General features: G+C 65.6%; 17 protein-coding genes and 1 tRNA gene. 10 read left to right on the top strand and 8 right to left on the bottom strand.

The features are described 5' to 3' along the window. The first annotated feature begins 114 nt into the window (after positions 1-114). The 3 genes from NXI30_02785 (at position 115) to NXI30_02795 (ending at position 2,927) form a co-directional block, all read left to right on the top strand. Positions 115-564, top strand: coding sequence for a DUF2924 domain-containing protein (locus NXI30_02785; protein MCR9093121.1), 450 nt, complete (start codon positions 115-117; stop codon positions 562-564). A 1-nt stretch (position 565) separates the two neighbouring features. Further along, positions 566-2,245 (top strand): recombinase family protein, encoded by a 1,680-nt coding sequence (locus tag NXI30_02790; protein MCR9093122.1) that lies wholly within the window; start codon positions 566-568, stop codon positions 2,243-2,245. Between the two features lie 64 nt (positions 2,246-2,309). Continuing rightward, the gene (locus NXI30_02795) at positions 2,310-2,927 is read left to right on the top strand and encodes a hypothetical protein (GenBank protein MCR9093123.1); all 618 of its coding nucleotides are present in this window, start codon (positions 2,310-2,312) and stop codon (positions 2,925-2,927) included. A 1,215-nt stretch (positions 2,928-4,142) separates the two neighbouring features. On the opposite strand, the gene NXI30_02800 is transcribed toward NXI30_02795, so the two are convergent. Together NXI30_02800 and NXI30_02805 are read right to left on the bottom strand one after the other, a co-directional pair. Next, positions 4,143-6,137 (bottom strand): DUF87 domain-containing protein, encoded by a 1,995-nt coding sequence (locus tag NXI30_02800; protein ID MCR9093124.1) that lies wholly within the window; start codon positions 6,135-6,137, stop codon positions 4,143-4,145. Continuing rightward, on the bottom strand, positions 6,124-7,410 hold the full coding sequence (locus NXI30_02805) for an SIR2 family protein (GenBank protein MCR9093125.1): 1,287 nt from the start codon (positions 7,408-7,410) through the stop codon (positions 6,124-6,126). Before NXI30_02805 ends, NXI30_02800 begins: the two co-directional genes overlap by 14 nt. Before the next feature lie 303 nt (positions 7,411-7,713). On the opposite strand from NXI30_02805, the gene NXI30_02810 reads away from it, so the two are divergent. Continuing rightward, complete coding sequence (locus tag NXI30_02810) at positions 7,714-8,805, top strand: hypothetical protein (protein ID MCR9093126.1); 1,092 nt, start codon at positions 7,714-7,716, stop codon at positions 8,803-8,805. A 398-nt stretch (positions 8,806-9,203) separates the two neighbouring features. Here the strand turns inward: NXI30_02810 and NXI30_02815 are convergent. After that, a tRNA-Ser gene (locus NXI30_02815) sits at positions 9,204-9,292 on the bottom strand. A 155-nt stretch (positions 9,293-9,447) separates the two neighbouring features. Here NXI30_02815 and NXI30_02820 point away from each other — a divergent pair. After that, positions 9,448-10,140, top strand: coding sequence for a DUF4286 family protein (locus tag NXI30_02820; protein MCR9093127.1), 693 nt, complete (start codon positions 9,448-9,450; stop codon positions 10,138-10,140). A 12-nt stretch (positions 10,141-10,152) separates the two neighbouring features. Here NXI30_02820 and NXI30_02825 read toward each other — a convergent pair whose 3' ends face one another. The 4 genes from NXI30_02825 to NXI30_02840 form a co-directional block, all read right to left on the bottom strand. Continuing rightward, a complete protein-coding gene (locus NXI30_02825) occupies positions 10,153-10,926 on the bottom strand; it encodes an SGNH/GDSL hydrolase family protein (protein ID MCR9093128.1) in 774 nt (257 codons plus the stop codon). Positions 10,927-11,037: 111 nt separating this feature from the next. Continuing rightward, the gene (locus NXI30_02830) at positions 11,038-11,580 is read right to left on the bottom strand and encodes a hypothetical protein (GenBank protein MCR9093129.1); all 543 of its coding nucleotides are present in this window, start codon (positions 11,578-11,580) and stop codon (positions 11,038-11,040) included. A gap of 28 nt (positions 11,581-11,608) precedes the next feature. Continuing rightward, positions 11,609-12,556, bottom strand: a complete 948-nt coding sequence (locus NXI30_02835; protein MCR9093130.1) for a porin family protein — start codon at positions 12,554-12,556, stop codon at positions 11,609-11,611. A gap of 289 nt (positions 12,557-12,845) precedes the next feature. Continuing rightward, positions 12,846-13,937, bottom strand: coding sequence for a Zn-dependent alcohol dehydrogenase (locus tag NXI30_02840; GenBank protein MCR9093131.1), 1,092 nt, complete (start codon positions 13,935-13,937; stop codon positions 12,846-12,848). Between the two features lie 156 nt (positions 13,938-14,093). On the opposite strand from NXI30_02840, the gene NXI30_02845 reads away from it, so the two are divergent. From NXI30_02845 to NXI30_02860, 4 genes are all read left to right on the top strand, one after another. Then, the gene (locus NXI30_02845) at positions 14,094-15,167 is read left to right on the top strand and encodes a saccharopine dehydrogenase NADP-binding domain-containing protein (protein ID MCR9093132.1); all 1,074 of its coding nucleotides are present in this window, start codon (positions 14,094-14,096) and stop codon (positions 15,165-15,167) included. Positions 15,168-15,279: 112 nt separating this feature from the next. Next, positions 15,280-15,954 (top strand): inorganic diphosphatase, encoded by a 675-nt coding sequence (locus NXI30_02850; protein MCR9093133.1) that lies wholly within the window; start codon positions 15,280-15,282, stop codon positions 15,952-15,954. Further along, a complete protein-coding gene (locus NXI30_02855; GenBank protein MCR9093134.1) occupies positions 15,951-17,201 on the top strand; it encodes a DUF4056 domain-containing protein in 1,251 nt (416 codons plus the stop codon). Before NXI30_02850 ends, NXI30_02855 begins: the two co-directional genes overlap by 4 nt. Next, positions 17,198-18,727 carry a hypothetical protein gene (locus NXI30_02860; protein ID MCR9093135.1) on the top strand — a complete coding sequence of 510 codons (1,530 nt, stop codon included), beginning with the start codon at positions 17,198-17,200 and terminating at the stop codon, positions 18,725-18,727. The genes NXI30_02855 and NXI30_02860 overlap by 4 nt, the downstream gene beginning before the upstream one ends. A 27-nt stretch (positions 18,728-18,754) precedes the next feature. Here the strand turns inward: NXI30_02860 and NXI30_02865 are convergent, their stop codons facing one another. Next, positions 18,755-19,651, bottom strand: a complete 897-nt coding sequence (locus NXI30_02865; protein ID MCR9093136.1) for a phosphatase PAP2 family protein — start codon at positions 19,649-19,651, stop codon at positions 18,755-18,757. A gap of 209 nt (positions 19,652-19,860) precedes the next feature. On the opposite strand from NXI30_02865, the gene NXI30_02870 reads away from it, so the two are divergent. Further along, the gene (locus tag NXI30_02870) at positions 19,861-22,635 is read left to right on the top strand and encodes a hypothetical protein (protein ID MCR9093137.1); all 2,775 of its coding nucleotides are present in this window, start codon (positions 19,861-19,863) and stop codon (positions 22,633-22,635) included.

The following is a 22,635-nucleotide window of genomic DNA, read 5'->3' on the forward strand; positions in this document are numbered from 1 at the left end:
GGGAAGCGTGCATGGGGAGCCTTCTCTGGGCTCCCCGAGACAGCACGACCGACCGATGGACGGCCCGGATCGAACTCTCGGCGCATGCCCGGAGACCGATCAAGGAGTCGATCCATGGGGAACCCCTACCCCCGAAACGAAGCCCTCGAAGCCGAGCTCGAGGCCCTCCCCGACCTCCCTCGTGACGAGCTGAAGCAGCGCTGGACTGAGCACTACGGGACGCCCGCCCCGCACAAGATGAGCCGCAAGCTCCTTTGCTACGCGATCGCCTACAAGATGCAGGAGAAGGTCTACGGCGGGCTCGACAAGAAGACGCGCCGAAAGCTCGAGAAGGCAGCCGCCGACCTAAAAGCGGGGAAACCGCTTGGACCGACGGGGCCGAAGATCAAGCCCGGCACCCGTCTCCTCCGCGAGTGGCAGGGCACCGTCCACGAGGTGATCGTCCTCGAGAAGGGGGTCCAGTACCGGGACAAGACCTGGCCCTCGCTCTCGGCCGTCGCCCGCGAGATCACGGGCGCCCGCTGGTCGGGGCCTCGGTTCTTCGGCCTGAAGGACAAGTCCTAGGATGGGCGGCGAGAAGACGGGACGACGACGCTGCGCGACCTACACCCGAAAGTCGTCCGAGGAGGGTCTGGAGCAGGACTTCAACTCGCTCGATGCCCAACGAGAGGCCTGCGAGGCGTACATCAAGAGCCAAGCGGGGGAGGGCTGGAAGCCGGTCAAGACCCGCTACGACGACGGAGGATTCTCGGGCGGAAACGTCGATCGGCCGGGGCTGCAACAGCTCCTCGCGGACATCGATAATGGGAAGATCGACATCGTGGTCGTCTACAAGGTGGATCGGCTCACTCGATCGCTCGCCGACTTCGCGAAGATCGTCGAGGTGCTCGACGTGCACAAAGTCTCGTTCGTCTCCGTCACGCAGCAGTTCAATACGACGACTTCGATGGGGCGGCTGACGCTCAACATGCTGCTCTCGTTCGCACAGTTCGAGCGCGAGGTCACGGGGGAGCGAATCCGAGACAAGATCGCGGCGTCGAAGCGGAAGGGGCTCTGGATGGGTGGTCTCGTGCCGCTTGGGTACGAGGCGGATGGGCGGACGCTCAAGATCGTCGAGGCCGAGGCGATGATCGTGCGGCGACTCTTTCAGCTCTACCTCGAACTTGGGACCGTGAAGCGAGTGAAGGAGGAGGCGGATCGACTGGGGTTCAGGAGCAAGGTCCGGGAGCTCAAGGATGGATCACACCGAGGAGGGCTTCCGCTCGGGCGTGGGCATATCCACCGCATCCTCAACAACCCGATCTATGTCGGCCAGATCGGCCACAAGGGGACCGTCCACGAGGGGCAGCATCAGCCGATCATCGACAGGAAGACGTGGGATGGCGTTCAGAAGCAGCTCGCGAACCAGACGCCCAATCGACCGGCGCAGAACATCGCGGAGAGCCACAGTCCGCTCCGAGGCAAGCTGTTCGACGAGGACGGCGGCATGCTCACGCCGAGTCACACCGTAAAATCTGGGCGGCGATATCGGTACTACGTGTCGCGGGAATCGACTGCGATCGAAAAGGACGGAGCGAATCGCAAGGCCGGAGCCCGATGGAGACTGCCTGCTCGGGATCTCGAGCGGTGCGTCGAGCGAGGTGTGATCGAGTTTCTCTCGGATCCGGCCGAGCTGGTCGATGCTGCTCGACAAGTCGGGGTCAACCGCGCGGAAGCAGCTAGCCTCGTAAGGCAAGTTCCGGAGCGACCGACACACTCTCTAGAGCTTGTCCGATGCGTCGTGCTTGGCGCGGACGGCTTGATACTGGACATCGATCTCTCGAGCATTCTCTCGAGGGATGTCGACGTGATTCGACGGTCGATCGCGGCGCGTTTCAGAAAGCGTGGCGTCGAGCAGCGGCTCGTGCTCGAAAGACCCGAACGACGCTCGGTTGCGACCGACGTTGATCCCGCGCTTCTCAGGGCGATTGCGCGAGCCCACAGGTGGTTCCAAGAATTGTCGGATGGCCGCGTCAGGTCGCTGGAAGAGGTCGGTGAGAAGGAGGGCATCTCCGCTCGGTTCGTCGGAGCACTCATGCCGCTGGCCTTCCTCTGCCCGGACGCGGTTTCGAGCGTTTCGGCAGGTGAACAGCCCGTCGATCTCACTACAGAGTCCCTTATACGACGCACAGAGATTTCTCTCAGCTGGAGCGAGCAGCGGCGAAGCCTCGCGCTCCGACACCAGGATCGCGACGCTAGAGGTTGACAGATGAGCGAATTTGCTACTTTTCTCTCCACCTCCCCCCAGGCAGAAAGTACGAGATCGATCGATGGGTCCGAAGAAGCCCTGGGAGCGACACTTCAGTCTTACCGAGGAACGGCTCAGAATAGTCGCGGAGATCCTTCGCGACGTGCGAAATGACGCACTCGAGGATTTCAGCGCCGAGCGTGGAGATCGCGCTTGGGGGCACGGCTGCCGCGTCTACGAGAGGTCGTGCGAGCAGCTCAATAGAGCCAGCGAGAAGTTCGATTGGCTAGACATCCACGACTCGTCGCTACATTTCATATTCAAGATCGGCGGCGTGCCCGTGCGCTTCTATCGAGGCGATCCGGACAATCCAAATCGCAATTTGCTGAGGATCTGTCCCGGCGAGCTGGAGCAGCAGCAGCAAGCGTTCGCGTTCCTCGACGACAACGAATCGGGATGGTTCTGGCGAATCGCCGTCGCAACGGACGCAGACGAGCGCGTTCTCGAGATCTTCATGCTTGAGGTTCGCGATAGCGGCGAGACTCGGAATGCTTGGAGTATCCCCCTCAATGGCGATGTACGAGTGCTCCACGACGTGTCCGCCACGCCGCAACCGGTGAAGCTTGCACCCCCCGTAGTCGAGGTCCGGACAGCGGACCGAAAGGAAGAGGACGGCGATGGACCTTCGGGCGGCCGTTGAGGAGGAGTTCTCAACACGTCTACGTCTGGCGCGACAGCTTCGAGGAATGACTCAAGCGGAGCTTGGAGGCGAGCTCGGGGTAAGCCGCCAGTTCGTGCATCAGCTTGAAACGGGATCAAAGCTTCCATCAGCCGAACTTCACGACTCCTGCGCACGCGCTCTCGGATTCCACTCTCGATTCTTCGCTTCGCCGATCGCGAATGAAGTGCGAGACGACGAGTGCCACTTTCGAAAGCGCCGAGCGACGCCGCAACACATGCGTAGTCGGGCCGTCGCCCAGGGCACCCTCTTCGCGGAACTTGTCGCGTGGCTTGACCGAAATCTTCACTTGCCGGAAGTCTCGTTGCCGACGGTCGATTTGTCGTCTACCGAGAGTATCGAACGGGGTGCCGAAGCCTGCCGAAACGCATGGGGTCTTGGTCTAGACGCTCCCATAGACAACGTGACCCGCGTGCTTGAGCGAGCTGGCGTTGTTGTTTCGACGTTCGACGGAGTATCAAACCAGGTCGACGCATTCTCCTGGTATGGCCCTCGCCCAATTGTGATTCGCAATCTCGCGAAAGGCTGCCCAGCGCGCTCGAGATTCGATTCGTCCCACGAGTGTGCCCACCTCGTAGGACACGTCGGGATCTCCACGGAAGATGCGGATCGCGAGGCTGAGGCCGATAGGTTTGCGAGCGCATTTCTCCTTCCGCGGTCAAGCTTCCCCCGGGAGTTTCCGCGCGGAGCACGAATGGATTGGCAGGCCCTCGTTAGGATGAAGGAGCGGTGGGGCGTGAGCCTTCAGGCTCTAATTAGGAGAGCGTTCGACCTCAAGCTGATCTCGTCGCGTCAGTATCGTGGAGCATACATCTACATCAGCAAACGAGGTTGGCGAACGAACGAGCCCGGCGTCGTGAGCGACGAGCCCGCGGAGCTCGTAGCTAACTCGATCGCGGTAGCCGAGGAGCGACTAGGTATCTCGCCGGCAAGTATCAGCTCAGAACTCGGGTGGGATATCTCAGTGATGCGCGCTGTATCAGGGCTGACGAACATCAGTGGCGAAGTCAGCAACGTGGTTAGCATTCACGGACGGACTACCCCGCGACGGCCAGGAGCGTAGGAGTCTCTGACGTGCCCCCTCGCTTCGTGCTCGACACCGAGTGACGTCCCGAGCGTGCGAGCTAGAGCCGTCGTCCACAGGCATGGTGCGACGTTGCGGTCCACTCGATCGGGCTATTTCAGCTCCGAGGGCTCGCCTTCGGGCCGAAACCACAACTCACTAATGCGTGCGTCATCGGACTTTGGCTTCGGATCAACATCGCGCACGCGAAAGGTTGTGGGAATGTTGACAGAGTTTCCGAACACCAGCGCATGCTGCTTCGGAAGAGATGGAAGGCGTTTCAGCACGTTCTCGGAGATGAATGGTGTCATCTGACGAATGTGCGCGAGATCGTCGGGATTCTGAATCCTGTGCACAACAAAGTTGGCGCACTGCGACAGAACTGTTTTTGATAGCTCACTTGGCCGCTGCGAAGCGACGATCAGAAACAGACCATACTTTCTACCCTCCTTCGCTATGCGCTCGAACGTTCTTCCCGCGTCGATCGCGTACCGCGAAGGTCGCTCTGCAATGTATCGGTGCGCCTCCTCTAACACGAAGTTCACAGGCAACCGATTTCGCGGATCGGCCCGCCGAAGTCTCTCGAAGACGAGCCGGGCGACCACTGCGGCAGCCACCTCGACGACCTCGTCGTCTGCCTCGTTGAGATCGATTACGGAAACTTGCGCCACCTTGCAGAGGTCAGAATCGCGTCGTTCGAGGCCTAGCAGCTGCTCCACGAAGGTTCCAGGGTCCCTTTCGTAGTCACGTAGATCATCGAGTGGACTCCTCAGGAATCTGAACTCATCCCTCTCGTTGATCCACTTGAATCGCGTCAATAGCTGGGCGCAGTAGTCTCTGATCTGGCGGTTCCCGTGAGCCTCTTCGTAGAGCAGAGCCAGTTCCAGTGCGTCCTCCAAACGCCGGAACTCGAAGGGGATGTGGCGATAGCCTGGCAAATCGATGTCATCGCGAATATGTGCTTGAAGCAGGTCCACGAGAGCGTCGGCACCGACCATCTCACCGTAGCTGATTGCAATCAATGGGCTGATCGTACCCAGATTGAGATCAGGAGTATTGAAAGCCGACAGGATTCCCGTGATTCGATCCTTCTTGGTGGGACTGCCTGCTTCGCTCGTCAGGATCCCGTGGAAGCAGAGCGCCAGTACATGATTCTGGATCTTTAGAAGATCCCCTTCTGCGCCAGCACCGAAGAGACTCGTGAGCCCGAGTGCTGCTCGGAGAACAGGTTGTTGAGTTCGCTCGCTCGCCCGAAGTAGAAGCTCCCATTCCTCGACCGACATGAACCAATGGGGAATACGGAAGGATCGAATCTCGGAGGAGCAACCGATCGAGTCGCCGTCTGCACCGAGGACATACGAGCGAATCCCGATCGCCGAAGGCAGCTTCGACAGGGCCTGCCGATACTCTCCGTTGACATCAACAAGAAGGAAGGTGGCACCACGCGCCGGGTGCTCAGTCGTCTTCTCGAATAACGACTGGACGAGAGTTGCAACCGTGCACGACTTTCCACTCCCGGTATTCCCGAGAACGGCAACGTGACCGCCAAACAACTCGTCGATCTTCGCTTTCACTGCGAAACCCTCGAATACGACGGAGGTACCAATAGTTAGCGTGCGTAGACGGGTTGGGATCGAGTGGTCGATAGCGGCTGAATGGTCCGACTTGGAACTACCAACAGCTGGCTCCTCTCGAAGAGCAACGTCAAAGATTCGATCCAGTTCGTGGTCTCTGCAGTACAAGACCTCCGAGTAGAGCGACGGGAACGTGGACACGCCGAATCGAAAGCCGCCCTCTCGTTGCTGGGGAAGCGTGCCGACTGGAACAACATCAAGAAACTTGACGGAAGAAGTCTTATCCAGCACCTCTTCGGCACTGCGCGTAGCGTTTGTTGACGCATCTCTTTCGCGAAGGCCAACTACCTCGCAAACAGCATAGTCGGGGCCGGTTGGAATCATCACGAATGCACCGATGCGGGCGACGTAGTGGATGTCGTCGAAGCCCACTACCGTAAAGGTGTCACTCTGACCGTGGAGTTCGACGACTAACCGGTCGGCAGCAACCTGCACAACGTTTCCGATCGCACGACGGCGATCATCCGCGATCATCGGACTCCTCGTGGACTTCGGCTCCGAAGGGCGGAGAAATCAGCTCATGCACGACGGCCTCGACAGCATGCTCAATTTCGTCGCTGGGTGGCTCCGGCATGAAGTCGTCAACGAAAACGTCGAAGTGATGCGCGCACCGTCCGCCTGGACCTCGTCCTCCGATTAGCCAGATCCGCGGGTCGTCCAGTTCACGAAGCTTCTCGACAATCCCAGAAGAGTCAGGGGATACGAATGACACCAATCTAAACGTAGGAATCGTGAGCGCCTGAAAAATCAAGTTGTTCACGTGCTCATCGCCGAACCCGTATCCGAGTGTCACGAGAACGCTCTGATCACGGACGACGCGAGAGTGAAATTCTCTAAAGAGATCTGAGTAGGGAGCGCCAAGGCTCTGATTCTGCTTTGCGGGCGTCGGAAAAATCATCACCTCAGCACCCTCCGCGGTCGAAGGTGCCTGTAGTTCTCGGATTGGGAAGAGCCCTTCGCCTTCCTGCACCCAGTTGATGGACCCATGGAGCTTGCAAAGGTAGACGAAGCTATCGACTGCAGTCCATTTGCGACTGGAGACGTCAATCTGCTCGGCGAGCGAGTAGCGGAAGAGCGCCGGATTGAATCGACGCTCGATACTTCCCGCGAATCCGTTGCAGTATGGAATCGCCTGACGATCCATCGCGCGCTCGTTGAATAGATCGTAGTTGGTAGTGAAGATCCACGGACGCGGGAGCGCACGATCGCGGTAGATAAGCTTCCTATAGAACGACTCGTACGTGCTGAGTACAGTTTCGTCCTCAGCGAACGCGCCTGTCGAACAGAGTTCTACTATCTGCCCGACGATCTTTGCGATCAGTCCTTCGGCAGAACAAGCTGCCGCTCGGAGGTCAGCCTGTTGACTTCGATTTAATGCGAATCGATAGCTGTACAGGACCTCAAGTAGGCGCTCGAGATTGCAAGTGAAGTCGCTTTCGGTGAGATCGAGACCCACAGATTCCCGCAAGCGCGATCGCTCGGGCTCAAGCGATGGACCATCGGCCTCCGCTAGCACCTGGCGGGCCATCGGCGCCATTGTTGGTATGCCGAGCTCGTGCCCGTCCACGAGCCTTGATGAGCAACCGGAACCGAGGAGGAATGCGACGTTCCGAGCGCTCATCACGTCGTTCATGTGCTTGCGAACGGTCTCCGCCTGGTGAAGCCAATGTTCGTCGCCCTCGGAGCCAGATGGAATCTGATCGAACAGATTCGAACCGCCTTTTTGAAAGACGACATCGTTCGCCATGGTCGAGGCGTCCGTCTCGTTCTGTTGAGTCAATACGTGCTCCCGGCTGGATGACATTGGAATCGCCGTCTAGCTGCGTCCTGTTCGGCCACGGCAGTCCCGAGATCCGTGCATGGTATCTTGCCATTGTGGCGGCCATCAACGCGAAAGCAGCGTCCAGTTTCCGTGCGCTAGATGATCTCAGCCCGCACGTTTGCGGATCGGATCTGTGCATCTACCTGACCCACGGAGGCATCTGAACAGCCGAGTGGTTGTTGGGTACGGTTTCGAGGCACCCGTTCGAGTTCACAGTCTGCTTATCCAATGTCAACTGACGACGGCAACCGACGAGTTTGGATCCCGATTTATCCGGTGGACGTCGAGGCTCTCGAGAACCTCCTCGTGGAGGCGGATCCCTTCGTAACGGAGATGATCGAGATTGATTCTCCATACTCCCTCATCGAGTACGTAAATCACGAACATGTAGGCGGAGTCCCGATTACGGCAATACTTGATCGCAATCTGATATCGAGAGCGGTTCGCCTGGCACTAGGCGGCGTCGTCGATCACTCTACAGCCGCATCACACACCGATCGAGCCGCGGCAGCATGCATGGCGTTCTTGATCACGGCGAAGATCGAGATCGAACCGAACATCTCTCTGTATGAGCTCGCCGAAACGAAATCCGTGAACGACGCGAATGCACAGCTCACCGATTTTCGAGTTGCCGACCATATCCACCCCCAAGCATATCTCGATGTTGCTCTTGGCCGTGCCGAGAGGATCGAAAACTGGGTACGGGATGAGGCAATCGATGTCGTGAACAGGCGAGTCGGAGGACGTGATCATGTAGATCTCGGCTCACCATTGCTCCACTGGAAGAGGCATCGGACCGCATTGACGCGCCTCGCGATTCTTGACCGTCAAGAGACGTCTGGGTTCAAGAATCTTCAGAAGTTCATCGATTGGTCGCTCGAGCCCGGATTTTTCGATGCTCTTGCGATCACGTTTGCGGTCGCGCTCTTTGGTCGGCATCGAAGCAGAAGAATGCTCCGGGGAATCCGATCTCGCGATCACGAACGCTGCGAAGCGGCCATCCGAAACACAGCGTGGGACCTCACGTATATCTCCTATTGGGAGGCTCGCGCGAAGAGCACGGAGGGCAGCCGGCTTTGGATGTTCATTACGAACGATCGAGTCTGCCGACAGATTGCGAGGGCAGCCGTCGGAGATGATCGAAACGTTCATTTGATCTTCGCCGAGCATTGGCCGCCACCAGAAGCGAGCGCACTCTATGAGCACTACGCGAAAGCGGTAGAGGAGATGCAGGCAATGGGAACGCAACGATTTCGAGATTTCGAGGCGATCCAGATGTCGCTCGATCTCGAGCTCTCTCGCTGCTTCGAAGGCCCCTAGGCCCAGGTCTCGAACCGAACCTGCGGATACCCGAATGGTGTCCCTGCCGCCGGCGTCCGATTGCTGAAGTCGATGAATAGGCTGGGGAGATGCTCGCGTTGGAAACAAGCGCCTCACGCATGCTTGCGCCGCGGAAGGCGCGCCTGATTCCGGTTAACGGTCCGAACCACCGACAACCATTCTTGGCGGGATCGGTCCAGAGGCTGCACAGGCGGCGAATCCGAACCGCCGGAATTGCCAGCAGAGATAGAGGGGGCACGTCGTGCCTACCGACCCGGATACGCTCCGTCTCCGGTTCGGATTCGCTAGCCCCAAGACCCTAAAACCCCGCGAAACCGCGGGATTTTCTCGATCGCCCTCGGGTTCTCTGGCGAGAGTCTCTGCTTCCGCAGACTCAGTGGCGGAGAGGGAGGGATTCGAACCCTCGATAGGGGTTACCTATACACCCTTAGCAGGGGCGCGCCTTCAGCCACTCGGCCACCTCTCCGCGGCCGCACAGAGTACCGAAAGCCTCGCCGATCGCGAGTCCGAATCGCGCCAACTGCCCGGGATGGCGTGTTTTTTCGGCGACCCGAGGCCCGCGTTGGCCATCCGGCGTAGGCTTGTCCGGCCCCCGTGACCGCCGACCAGGAGTCCGAATCGATGCCGCCCGAAGCCGACGCCGCGACCGGCCTCTTCGTCGTGTTCAGCCGATGCAACGACGCCCGGCGGATCCCGGATTGGAACCGTTGGATGGTGGAGACCCACGTCCCCGCGATGGCGGAGACCCCGGGCGTTCGCGCCGGATCCCACTGGGCGCTCAGCGTCCAGCCCACGCCCGGCATGCCGTCGGTCGGGTTCTCGCACGTCACGCTCTACGAGCTCGACGCCGCCGACCTCCGCGCGACGGCTTCGTCGCTCGAAGAGCGAGAACGCGCGCTCCGGGGAAGCGGCGGCTTCGATCCGAACCACTGCGTGATCGAGACCGATCTCTTCGAGACCCATGGACGCTGGAACGCGAAGCCCCTGCCCTCGTCCGAACTCACGGGACACATCTTCGCGACCGTCGGATGCAACGATCCGGACGTCGAAGACGAGTGGGATCGCTGGAACGACGACGAGCACATGCCGGACATGCTCGCGTCCGACGCGTTCACCGGCGTGTCCCGGTGGCGTCGGGTCGATCAGGGCGGACGACGCGCGAGGTGGCTGACGCTCTACGACGTCGGGCCGATCGGGGTCGAGGCCGCGGTCGAACGATCCGCCGCCGTCATGCCCGGGATCGTCGCGGCCGGTCGCAAGCATCCGGCGCACGTGGGCGCTCTGACCGTCACGCTCGTCCGCGCGGACACCTGACACTGGCTCCGCTCAGGCGCCGCCGTCTCTCCGAACCCGCTCGAGCCCCGGCCGCTTCGCCTCGCGTCCGTCTCCCGACGACACGCCCCGGATCATCCGGCCGATCTTCGGCACGACGTAGCTCGCGATCCACGCCGCCTCGCTCGCCGCCGCCCCGAGCCGACCGCGCGCCGGAGCATCCGGCAGCTCCTTCTGCCAGGACGTGTCCCCGTCCTGCGCGAACGCCGAGAACATCGCCGCCGCCAGCCGCGCATGCCCGTCCGGATTCAGGTGGATCCGGTCGCCGGCCCACAACCGCAGATCCGCCGCCATCGGAAACGGCTCGAGCTCCGCGACGAGGACCCCGTGCCGCGACGCGGCCTCGCGGATCCGCGCGTTCAACGCCTGCAACCGCGGGGCGACCCGCGCGGTCAGCCCGGTCGACGGCAAGGGGAACGTGCACACGATCACCCGACAGCCGATTCCCACCAGCGCCGCGTACATCGCCTCGAGATCCGCTGCGACCGCATCGACGTCCGCGCCGGGGCGGATCACATCGTTGACCCCCGACATGACGGACGCGAGGTCCGGCTCGAGCGCGAGCGCGGGTTCGAGCTGCGTCCGCCGGATCTCCGCGGTCCGCTTTCCCCGCACGGCGAGGTTCGCGTAGTGCACGTCCGGATGGTGCTTGGCGACCGTTTCCGCGAAGCGATCCGCCCATCCGCGCGGGCCCCCGTCCGGATGGTAGTCGTGCAGACCTTCCGTCTGACTGTCTCCGAGCGCAACGAAACGATCGACGCGGGGGATGTCTTGCACGCCTCGACCTCGGATGCGACGAGGCACCCGACGCGCCTCGCCTGCCCCCATCCGTAGCAGCTTTCCGCTGCCAGCGGCCGAGACGTGCGGTCCGGAGGGCGGCTAGCCTCCGCTTTCGACGCCGACGGCCGGGGGCGCCGCCTGTCGGGCGCGCGCTTCCGCCGCCTCGGCGGCCTCGGTCGTCTCAACGTGTGCTTCGAGCACGCGCCGCAACCGATCGAGCGTCGCGACCGGCAGGCCGCCGATTTCCGCTTCCATCGCCCGCGCCTGCGCGGCGAGCGCGGCCGACTCCACCGCGAGCTGCCCGAGCCGACCGTCGACGACCTGCGCGAGCTCGAGGCTCGTCTCTGCGTTCGTGTCGACGCGGGTCGAGAGCGAGGTGAGCTCGACGCCGAAGTTCTCCAGGCGCTCGGCGAACGCCGCGAGCTGCTCCCGGTCTTCCTCTCTCGCCTCGCGAACCGCGGTCTCGACCTGCGAGACGACCGTCTCTTCGAAGGAGCGGCGGATCTCGCGCTCGCGCTCTTCGATGGTCTCGAGCGTGACGAGGGTGAGCGCTGCACCGGGTCCCGACTCGGGCGCGAAGGGGAGGCTCGTACAGCCGGTCAAGGCCGGAGCCAGAATCGCCGCGAGAAGCCATGATCGCATGGGGACACCTCCTTCTCTGGAAGCAAGTTCAGAAGCGAATCGCGAAGCCGGCGCTGAAGAGGCCGAAGTCTAGGCCGTCGAGGTCGCCGCCGGGGGCCACGTAGGCGGCGTCGAGGTTCACCACGAAGTTCTCCGACAGGTAGAAGTCGAGACCGATCGACGGCCGGACGACGGCCTCGGTCGTGCGGTCGGAGACCTCCGAGCCGTCGGCGAGGGTTCCCTCGACCTCCGCGCGGATCGCGCCGAGCCCCAGGCCCGCGTAGGGCTGAAACGCACCGGTCAACGCGTAGACCTTCGGCCCGACGGTCACGAGGAAGCCGTCGAGGGAAGCCTCCTGAAACGTCGTCGCCGCATCCTTGGCGGTGGCGTCGAAGCCCTGCAGGATCTCGCCGCGCGCCTCGACGCCCACGTGTGGGTGGAAGCGGTAGCCGGCGAAGGCGGCCACGCCGCGGCTGTCGTCGACCGTGAAGCTCGGGGCATCGAAGCTCTCGACGGCGTAGATCCCGGACGCGCCCGCGTAGAAGCCCGCACGTGAGAATCGCTCGCGGTGGACACGGAGCGCTTCCTTGACCTCGAAGGCCTTCTCCCGCGCAACCCGGGCAGCCTCTTCCGCGCGCTCGGCGGACGCTTCGGCGCGGTCGATTGCCTCCTCGAGCGTCGGGTCCGTGGCCGCAGCATCTTCCGGCGGAGCTTCTTCGGCGCTAGGCGCCGTCTGCGGGGTCGCCTCCTGGGTTGCCTCCTCCGCGGCGGCGCCTTCCCGACGAAGTCGTTCGAGAATCACCGAGATCTCTTCGACCGCCGCGTCCGCCGTCGCCGCCGCGCCCTCGGCCGCGTCCGCATCCTGTGCCGCCGCGGGTCCGGCCGCGCAGACGCAGAAGAGGACGACGAGCGCCGCCGCGCGCGAGGGGCGCGCGGCCGACTGCCGAACGCCATCCAGGAAGAAGAAGACTCGCTCCCAACCGTTGTCCCGCACCATCGGGTCCTTTCCGAGGCGTCCGGCAACGACGCCTTCTAGAGGACCATACGAATCGTGTGGCGAGGGTTACGAAGAATCGATCTCGGATTGGAACGGTTGCGAACCCGAATGAATCGATCATTGAATCAAGCCCCCCCGCACAAACGCAAAGCGCCGCCGTACCGAACCGGTACGACGGCGCCTCGAATCAACAGCCGCGATCGTCTACGAACCGCCTTCACCGAACGCCCGCGGAGCCAACGGCCCCCCGTCGTGGCTCCAGACTCGCCGAGCGCCCGCAGGCGAAGGTTCAGTCGAACATGATCACCTGGCGCGCCGCTTCGCCCTTGCGCATCGCGTCGAACGCTTCGTTGACCTCTTCGAGCGGGATGCGCGAGGAGATCATCTCGTCGATGCGGAGACGGCCGTCCAGGTAGAAATCGACGTAGCGCGGCATGTCGAACTGGAAGCGGTTCGAGCCCATCATCGAGCCGGTGATCTTCTTCTCCTGGAGCGTGAGGTCCGAGGCCGAGATCTGGACGGTCTGACCGACCGGGAGTACGCCGACCAGCACGGTCGTGCCGCCGCGGGTCGTCATCTGGACCGCCTGCTCGATCGTCGGCACGAGGCCGATGCACTCGAAGACGTAGTCCGCACCGCCGCCGGTCAGGTCCATCACGGCCTCGAGCGCCTTCCCGTCGGATGCATCGACGCAGTCGGTCGCGCCGCAGTCGCGGGCGAGGTCGAACTTCCAGGGCTGAGCGTCGACCGCGATGATCCTGCCGGCGCCCGTGATGCGCGCGCCCTGGATCGCGGAGAGGCCGACGCCGCCGCAGCCGATCACGACGACGGTGTCGCCCGCGCGGATGTCGACCGTGTGCAGCGCCGCGCCGACGCCCGTCGTCACGCCGCAGCCGATCAGGCACGCGCGGTCGAGGGGCATGTCGTCGCGGATCTTCACCACGCTCATGTCGGTCGTGAGCATCTTCTCCGCGAACGAAGAAAGGCTCGTGAACTGCATGACCGGGTTGCCGTCCTTGTCGGTCAGCGCCGGGGTCAGGTTGCCGCCCGGACGACCGGTGAAGCCGGCCGTACAGAGATAGGGACGGCCGCCCGTGCAGAACTGGCAGGTTCCGCAGTAGCGCGAGAGGCAGGCGATCACGTGATCGCCTTCGGCGACGCTCGTCACGCCCGGGCCGACCTTCTCGACGATGCCGGCGGGCTCGTGGCCGAGCACGCACGGGGGCGGCAGCGGAAGACCGCCTTCGATCACGTGGAGATCGCTGTGGCAGATGCCACTCGCGACGGTCTTGACGAGGACTTCGCCGGGACCGGGATCGTCGATGTTGAGCTCCTCGATCTCGAGGGGGGCGTTGTTCGCGCGCATCACGGCGGCCTTCATGGCGTTCTCCTGCGTAGATTGCGTGTATGTAGATGTAGGTATAGAAGGAAGAGCTGCCCGGGCAGCGCCGAAAGCCTCGCAAACCGCGACCGGCCGGGCCAGCGTCCGGGCTATCTTCGCAGTCACGCGTGCGCTCGCCGCGCCCAGGAGATCGCCTTGTCCCCGTCCTCTCGCCTCCTCGTCTACGGCGCCACCGGCTACACGGGCCGACTCGTCGCCGCCGAGGCCGCAGCGACGGGCGTCGACGTCGTGCTCGGCGGGCGCGACGCGGACAAGCTTACGGCGGTCGCCGAGCCGCTCGGCTTCGAGACGAGATCGGTCGCCTTGAACGACGGCCCCCGTCTGCGCGCCGCCCTCGAAGACGTCGCGGCGGTCCTGCACATCGCCGGCCCCTTCTCCGCGACCGCCGCGCCCATGGTCGCCGCCTGTCTGGCGACGGGGACCCACTACCTCGACGTGACCGGCGAGCTCGACGTGTTCGAGACCCTCGCGCGGCGCGACGACGAAGCGCGGGACGCCGGGATCGCGCTCGTTCCCGGCGTCGGCTTCGACGTGGTCCCGACCGATTGTCTGGCGGCGTACGTCGCGGGCCAGGTCCCCGAGCCGCTGCGCCTCCATCTGGCGATCGCCGGGATGGGGAGCGGCGTGTCGCGAGGCACGGCCAAGACCCTGATCGAGTTCGTCGGTCGCGGCCTCGCGATCCGACGCGACGGCGTGATCGCGTACCTCCCGATCGGCAGCCTGCAGCGCGACTTCGACTTCGGGGCCGGGCCGGTCCGCGCGATCGGCATGCCGCTCGGCGACGTCGCGACCGCCTTCCACTCGACGGGCGCGCCGAACATCGAGACCTACATGGTCGCCAGCGGCGGCATCCCGCGCGCGCTCCGCGTGGCGCGGCTCGTCGCCCCCCTCCTTCGGCTCGACGTCGTGCAGTCCTTCCTCAAGGCGCGCGTCGATCGGGGCGCACCGGAAGGCCCGAGCGAGCAGGACCGGGCCGGCACGCGAACGACGATCGTGGCCGAGGTCGAAGGGGTCGAGGGGCAGCGCACCCGCGCGATGCTCGAGACGCCGAGCCCGTACGACTTCACGGCGACGGCGGCCCTCGCAGCCCTCCAGCAGGTCGCGCAGGGGGGGACGTCCCCCGGCTATCACACGCCCGCGACCGCGCTCGGCGTCGATTTCGTTCTCGGGCTCGAAGGATGCGTGCGGCGGGATCTCGCCGCGACCTGACGACGCGCTCGGCGCGCTCCCCCGAGAACGCGTCGTCGTGGCGACGCCGAACCAGAGAACTTAACTTCGGCGGCGTGAACTCGGCCCCAATCCTCGAGAGGGAGATCCCCGGATGAAGGCGACCCGCGGAAGCCTTCCCGCGAAGCACGCCTGGCTCGCCCTCTTCGCCGTCGGCCTCGGCTGTTCCGGATGGGCCGGCTGCGCGGACCCGAACCACCTGCTCGACCGCGATCCGGTCAATCCGGACCTCACGATCCACGTCGTCGTCGAAAATCCGGCCGGCTCTAGCGAGAAGTGGGAGGTCCGCCCGGACGGACGACTCGAGCGCGACTACGACGCCGGCGTCCCGATCGAGATCCAGTACCTGCCCTGGCCCGTCAACGGCGGGATGATGCCGCGCACGCTCCACGCCGCGGAGCTCGGCGGCGACGGCGAGCCCCTGGACGTGCTCCTCCTCGGACCTGCCGTCGCGCGCGGGACCACCCTGCGCGCCCGACCGATCGGGCTGCTTCGGGTGCTCGACTCCCTCGAACGCGACGACAAGATCCTCGCCGTTCCCGAGACGGGCGTCTTCGCGGGGATCGAAACCTGCGACGAGCTCGAGCGCCGCCATCCGGGCGTGCGCGAGATTCTGGCGCGATGGTTCGAGTACTCGCGCCCCGGCGGCGTGGTCGAGGTCCAGGGCTATGCGACGCGGGAGGCCGCGGCCCTCCTGATCGAAGACGCGGTCCGCGCCTTCGACGAGGCGCTCGCGAACGGCGCGCTGCCGAGCTGGAAGAACCCGTGACGCGATCCCCTGCGCACGCGCTCCTTCTCGTCACGCTCGCGATCGTCGTCGCGGGATGCGCGAGCGATCCGCGCTGGGCGACGACCCGGCGTCCCGACGTCCTCGACGCGGCCTCGCTCCTCGCTTCGAACGTAACCGGCCTCGAGCGGATCCTTCGCCCCGACGAAGTCCCCCCGGTTCCGGTTCGAAGGCGCCTCCGGCCGTGCTGCGGCTTCGGGTCCGGGCTGCAGGTGAAGGTCGGTCGGATGAACGTGCCCGGCGTGGCGATCGGAAACATCCGGGGCCCGAACGACGTCGGTCGCCACGTCTACGACGCCGGCCAGAACGCACAGGACGTCCTCATCGGCAGCGAGCGAAACGGCCTCGTCTACTCGTGCCGCGGCGGCTTCCTCGACATCGCCCACGTCCGCGACTACGCCGACTGGACCCTCTATCTCGCGACCGCGATCGGCCGTCGCCTCGAGACCGGCGGCCGGATCGAGCTCCCGGACTCCGAAGGCGGGCTCCGCACGATCGTCCTCCAGCCGGTCGACGCGCATCACATCGCGGCCCTCGGCCGGAGCGAACTCGCGACCGCCCTCGCCGTCTCGGTCGCCTTCCGGATGTCGGTCTGGCACGAGATCGCGACCTGGTACGGCTGGTCGAGCTTCAGCCTCTTCCCCGAGCGCGTCTCGGCCTTCTCACCCGAAGACCTCTACTCGAATCTGCTCGGTGCGAAGATCGCGAGCGCGATCATCAACTCCGGTGACGCCCTGTCCGAGACGCTCTTCAACGAAGCCATGGACGCGTGGCTCGACCAGTCCATGCGCTTCCTCGGCGCGGTCCCCGCGAGCCTCGGGGAAGAGATGATGGGCGCCGTCGACGGGCTCTGGTGGGACTCGAAGGCACGACTGCCGGACCCCGCCCTCGTCCTCCGCCGGAACTTCACGGTCGGGCTCCGTCAGGATCCCTGGACCGTCCCGCCGGATCGGATACCCGACGATCTCTCGGAACGCCTCGACGCGGCGTGCGGGACGGAGCGCGACCCGCTTCCCCTCCGCAACCCCGTTCGTCTCTTCGAGCTCGTCTTCTCCGAGATCGCCCATCTCGAGCTCGCGCTCGAGCCCGAGCTCGCGAACCACCCCGCCTTCGAGTCGTACGACGGGACCGTGACCGACGCCGCCTTCCCCGAGCTCCTCGAAGCGATTCGCCTCGAGGCCCGGGAGGAGTTCGGCACCCTCGCCGACCGCCCCACGGAGAATCCATGACGGCGCCGCCCTCCGCCGACACGCACGACGCCCCACTCGGTCCCCTCGACCGACTCCTCGCCCCCTTCGCGGAGGTGCGCGGCGGCGAGGGTCTGAGCGTCCTCGTCCTCTTCGCGAACGTCTTCCTGATCCTGACCGCCTACTACGTTCTCAAGGTCGTCCGCGAGGCGCTCACGATCGGCGGGATCGAGCTCTTCGGATTGGCCGGCGACGAGATCAAGGCGTACCTGCCGGCGGTCATGATGGTCCTGCTGATCGGGATCGTGCCGGCCTACGGAAGGCTCGTGAGCGCCGTATCGCGCAAGCGACTGCTGAACCTGACGATGGCCTTCACGATGACCACCCTCGTCGGCTTCTGGTTCTGGGGCAAGGCCACCGGCGTCGGCACCGCGATCGGCCTTTCCTTCTACGTCTACCTCGGGATCGTGAACGTCTTCCTCATCGCCCAGTTCTGGTCCTTCGCGAACGACGTCTACACCGAAGCCCAGGGAGAACGCCTCTTCGCGATCATCGCGCTCGGCCAGTCGATGGGCGCGGTCCTCGGCCCGCGGATCGCCGCGTTCGGCACCGGCCGGATCTTCGACCTCCTCCTGATCAGCGCCGGCCTCCTGGGCGTCTGCCTCGCGCTCTACCACGTCTCCGATCGACTCTCGCCAAGCCCGGAAGAGGCGCCGTCGGAGGGATCCGAGGCGACCGTCGACGACGGGCCCGAAACGCAGGACGAGGGTCAGCGCGAGCAGAGTGGCTTCGGCCTCGTGCTGCGCAAGCCCTATCTCCTGTTGATCGCGCTGATGATCCTCGTCTCGAACATCGTCAACACGACCGGCGAGTACATCCTCGCGAACGCCGCGAAGCGCCACGCCGAGACGACCGTGGCGGAGCTCCCGGTGGAGCGTGAGGAGGAGGTCGTGGCGCTGGCGACGATGCGACTCGCGGACGACCCGGGTCTCGATCCCGACACGGCGCGTGAACAGGTTCGGGCGTCGCTGCTCAAGCTCGAACGATCTTCCGCGATCGGCGCCTTCTACGGCGAGTTCTTCTTCTGGGTGAACCTGATCGGCGTGCTCGCGCAGATGTTCCTCGTGTCGCGGATCCTCAAGTACGCGGGCATCCGCGCAGCGCTCTTCGTGCTCCCGCTCGTGGCCTTCGGCGGCTATCTCGCGATCGCGCTGACCAGCTCCCTCGTGGTCCTGCGTGTCGCCAAGACCGCCGAGAACAGCATCGACTACTCCCTCCAGAACACGGTCAAGCAGGCGCTCTTCCTTCCGACGACCCGGGACGAGAAGTACAAGGCGAAGGCCGCGATCGACACCTTCTTCGTCCGGCTCGGCGACACGGTCTCTGCGGGGCTCGTCTTCGTCGGCCTCAACGTGATCGGCTTCGGCGTCGCCGCGTTCGCCTGGCTGAACGTCGCGATGATCGGCCTCTGGATCGGACTGAGCGCCGGAATCGCACGGCAGCACCGCGCCCTGACCGAGACGTCGGAGTCCGAAGACGCGAGCGAAGGCAGCGCCTCGACCGCCTGACGTGCGACCCGCGCCGCGGGCGCGCGCCTAGAAGACGAAGGCGGCGCGGATCCCGGGACCGCCCTCGACGATCGAAGGCAGCACGAAGCCGAAGGCCTCGGGCTCGCCGTCCGGGCCCGGCGCCGACTCGTATCGCAACAGGTCGAAGGGGCCCCAGGTGTCGAACCAGCCGACCGTGCCCCCGATCGCCAGGCCGGCAAGCACGTCGGTCAGCCAGTGGCGATCCGCATTCACGCGAAGCGAGGCGGTCGCCAGAGCCAACGTCGAACCCACCGCACAGGGCATCGCCCGCGCCAGCCGGGTCGAGCCCCATGCGCGCCGCTTGACCGACCAGGCGCAGGTCAAGCCCGCTCCCGTGGCCGCGAGCGTCGCGTGTCCCGAGACGAAGCTCCGAAAGCGATCGCCGCCCGGACAGGTCTCGTCGGAGCCTCCGTCCGGTCCGCACTCACGATTGAAGGGCCGCAGACGCCCCGAAGCGAGCTTGATCGACTCGGAAATCATGAGCGACAGACCGAAGGCCTCGACGAGATCCGTCGCCATGTCCCAGCTCTCCTCACAGTCGCCGGTCCGCCATTGTTGGACACCGATCGACAGGACCGGGAGGACGGCCAGGCTCGAGGCCAGGGTCACGTCGCTCGCGACGTCCGCGCGCCGCCGGTCCCCGGGCTTCTCGAGTCGGAAGTCGCTTCGGGCGTTCTCGTCGAGGGAGTTCACCGCCGACCAGCGTTGGCCCGCGTCGCCTCCGAGGCTGACGGCGCCGCCGATCAGCGCGAAGGCGACCCCGTTGTAGAGGTCCCGATTCGCGTCGGAGCGGACCCATCCGTCGAAACCGCCGTAGAACGAGTCGCAGAAGGGTTCCGCGAGCGCCGCCGAGGAGGCGAGCACGGCGACCAGGAGCGCCGCGAGCGCGAGAAGGCGAGTCACCCCACGACGAGGCAGCCCGCGCATCGACCTTCTATCTTCTCGACGGGTTCGGGCGCTCGACACGCCCGAAGACTCGGCGTCTCCGAGCGGGGCGTCAACGGGTCGAACCTTCCATGACCGGAAGATTGCCTTTTCTGCTGCGCGCCCGCCCAACCCGTTCGCCCGGATCGACGCCTCGAACCCGCGAACGAGGTAGCCTCTCCTTTCCCATGGCCAGCGATTCCCCCTCCCAGGCTCGGCTCCGTCGGGCGGCGGCCGCGACCCTCGGCACCGTGATGGCCGGGCACATGCTGCTCGAGACGGCGAACGACGCCCTCTTCCTGGCGAACGTCGCCGTCGAGCGCCTGCCCTTCATGACGATCGCCGTCGCCTTCCTCGCGCTCGGCGTCGCGCGGCTCGACGGCGGTCGGAGCCACCGCCCCGTGCTGGGCGTGCTCCAGATCACGGCCGTCATCGGCACACTGGTCCTCTGGTCCCTCGTCTCGACCGGCATCACGAGCGTCTTCTACGCCCTCTACGTGTGGTCGGGGATCATCACGAGCCTGATCGTCGTTCGCTTCTGGCTGCTCCTCGGCGACGTCTTCACGATCAGCGAGGGCAAGCGCCACTTCGCGTCGATCGCGATGGGTGGCTCCGCGGGCGCGGTCGTCGGGTCGCTGATCGCGGTGAGCGCCGCACCCAGCTTCGGCGGCGAAGGGCTGCTCGTGCTCTCCGCGGCCTGCTTCGCGCTGAGCGGAGCGGGCTGGTTCCGACTGGACGTGTCGGAAGAGGCCGCGGTCGCGAGCATGCCCGAGGCCGAAGCGCGCGTCTCGTGGTTGGAGAGTGCGAAGGGCCTCGCGCAGGACCCCTACGCGGTCCGCGTCTCGCTCCTCGTGATGACCGGCGGCATGACTCTGTCCGTCGCCGACTATCTCTTCAAGAGCGTGATCGCCGCCGAGATCTCGCCGGACCAGCTCGCCGCCTGGCTCTCGCGGGTCTATCTCGGCCTGAACCTGCTCTCGATCCTGCTCCTCGGGCTGGGCGTCACGCCGCTCCTGCGTCGCCTCGGGATCGACCGCTCGCTCGCGGTGATGCCCGCGCTCTTCGCGATCGCCGCGGCGGGGGTCCTCGCCGGCGCGACCCTCGTCTCGACGATCGGCATGAAGCTGGCGGATGGCGCCCTTCGCTACTCGCTGCACAAGACGGCGACGGAGCTCCTCTTCCTGCCGATGAGCTCCGCGGTCCGGCGAACGGTCAAGACGGCGATCGACCTCGTCGGGACGACCGGCGCCAAGGCCCTTGGCTCCCTTCTCATCCTGGCGATCGTCATGCGGCCGGATCCGCAGCCCCTCGTCGCCGGCGCGCTGCTGATCCTGGCCGGCGCCTGGATCGCCCAGGCCCTCGCTCTCCGGCAGACCTACCTGAACGTGTTCCGCCGGACCCTCGACGAGGGGTCGATCGAGACGCGGCTCGAGCACCCGGAGCTCGACCTGCAGTCGGCCGGCGCGCTGCTCCGCGCGTTGAGCGATCCCGACCCGGCGCGCTCCCTCGCGGCGCTGCAGCTGCTGTCGGAGCGCGGCCAGAGTGATCTGATCCCGAACCTCGTCCTCTATCACCCGGCGCCGGAGGTCGTGGCCGCGGCGCTCGACGTGCTGACGCGGGACGGTCGCGACGATCTCGGCCATCTGCTCCCCGTCCTGACCGATCACGACGATTCGAAGGTCAGGGCGGCGGCGGTCCGCGCGCGCTGGGCCCTCGACCGGGACGTCGAGGCGATGCGCGCCTTCGAAGCGAGCGACTGTCTCGTCGTTCGACTGAGCGCGATCGCGGGGCTCTTCTCGGTCGGCGAGGTCGGTCACGGTCGCTTCGAATCGATCCTCTCGGAGGCCCTCGCCTATCCGGAAGCGGACGCGCGGCTGGCGGCGGCCCACGCCGCGCGACTCTACTACGACCCGGTCTATCGCGAGACGCTGGTGCTGCTCGCCCGCGACGCGGATCTCGAGGTCGCGCACGCGGCGGTCCACGCGATGCGCGGGAGTCGCGACGAGTGGTTCATCCCCGAGCTCGTCGACCTGCTCGTCGTGCGCGGCATCCGCGGGGACGTCCGTCGCGCGCTCGTCGCCGCCGGGCCGCCCGCGATCGACGAGCTCGCCAGGCGACTCGGCTGCGACAAGACCGGGATCGCGGTCCAGGCGCAGATTCCGCGGACCCTCGCGCGCTTCCACTCCCGTGAAGCTGCCGAGCAGCTGATCACTTCGCTCACCCGGGTCGAGAGTGGTCTCGTCCGCTTCCGGATCCTGGCCGCGCTCGAGACGCTCCTCGACCGGCGCCGGACCGGCGACGAAGCCTCCCGCGACCTCCGCAAGGCCCTCGACCTGTCGCCCCTCCAGAGCGAGTTCGATCGCACCCTCGCCCGAGCCCAGGAGATGTGGGCGACGGAGCAGGGCCTCGCGATCGCGCAGGCGAGCCACCCGACCCATCGCACCGTCGGCGGCGAGCTCCTCGTCGACGTGCTGCGCGACAAGCGCGCCCTCGCGGTCGGTCGGCTCTTCCGGATGCTCGCGCTGCTCCATCCGAACGAGGACTTCCATTCGATCGAGGACGGGCTGCGCACGGGGGACGTCTCGGAGCGCGCCGCCGCCGAGGAGATCGTCGAGACGGTCCTGCGTGCGGACGTCGCAGCTACGCTCCTCGCGGTCACCCGGGGCGAGGGCGCCGTTCCGTCCGGACTCGCGAGCGTCGCCGGCTTCGACGAGCACTATGCGAACCTGCTGGGTCACGTCCTCGAAGACGCGAGCGCGACCCTCCGAGCCGTGGCGCTCTATCACGCGGACGAGATCGGGCACATCCCCGCGGCGGCCGCAGCGCCGGAAGCGACGCGACCGGCGACCGCGGGCGCGACCGGCGCGACCGGCGTGGTCGCGCGCGGTCGCGAACGCGGGCTCGCGGCGATCCGAGATCTCTTCGACCGGGACGCGGGCGAAGCGCAGAAGGCGATGGGGTGA

The organism is bacterium, from assembly GCA_024742285.1.
Classification (GTDB): domain Bacteria; phylum Myxococcota_A; class UBA9160; order UBA9160; family UBA4427; genus UBA4427.

Coding starts and splice junctions, on each gene's coding strand:
- NXI30_02785 (MCR9093121.1), top strand. CDS start 115: ATGGGGAACCCCTACCCCCGAAACGAAGCCCTCGAAGCCGAGCTCGAG.
- NXI30_02790 (MCR9093122.1), top strand. CDS start 566: ATGGGCGGCGAGAAGACGGGACGACGACGCTGCGCGACCTACACCCGA.
- NXI30_02795 (MCR9093123.1), top strand. CDS start 2,310: ATGGGTCCGAAGAAGCCCTGGGAGCGACACTTCAGTCTTACCGAGGAA.
- NXI30_02800 (MCR9093124.1), bottom strand. CDS start 6,137: ATGATCGCGGATGATCGCCGTCGTGCGATCGGAAACGTTGTGCAGGTT.
- NXI30_02805 (MCR9093125.1), bottom strand. CDS start 7,410: ATGGCGAACGATGTCGTCTTTCAAAAAGGCGGTTCGAATCTGTTCGAT.
- NXI30_02810 (MCR9093126.1), top strand. CDS start 7,714: ATGTCAACTGACGACGGCAACCGACGAGTTTGGATCCCGATTTATCCG.
- NXI30_02820 (MCR9093127.1), top strand. CDS start 9,448: ATGCCGCCCGAAGCCGACGCCGCGACCGGCCTCTTCGTCGTGTTCAGC.
- NXI30_02830 (MCR9093129.1), bottom strand. CDS start 11,580: ATGCGATCATGGCTTCTCGCGGCGATTCTGGCTCCGGCCTTGACCGGC.
- NXI30_02835 (MCR9093130.1), bottom strand. CDS start 12,556: ATGGTGCGGGACAACGGTTGGGAGCGAGTCTTCTTCTTCCTGGATGGC.
- NXI30_02840 (MCR9093131.1), bottom strand. CDS start 13,937: ATGAAGGCCGCCGTGATGCGCGCGAACAACGCCCCCCTCGAGATCGAG.
- NXI30_02850 (MCR9093133.1), top strand. CDS start 15,280: ATGAAGGCGACCCGCGGAAGCCTTCCCGCGAAGCACGCCTGGCTCGCC.
- NXI30_02860 (MCR9093135.1), top strand. CDS start 17,198: ATGACGGCGCCGCCCTCCGCCGACACGCACGACGCCCCACTCGGTCCC.
- NXI30_02870 (MCR9093137.1), top strand. CDS start 19,861: ATGGCCAGCGATTCCCCCTCCCAGGCTCGGCTCCGTCGGGCGGCGGCC.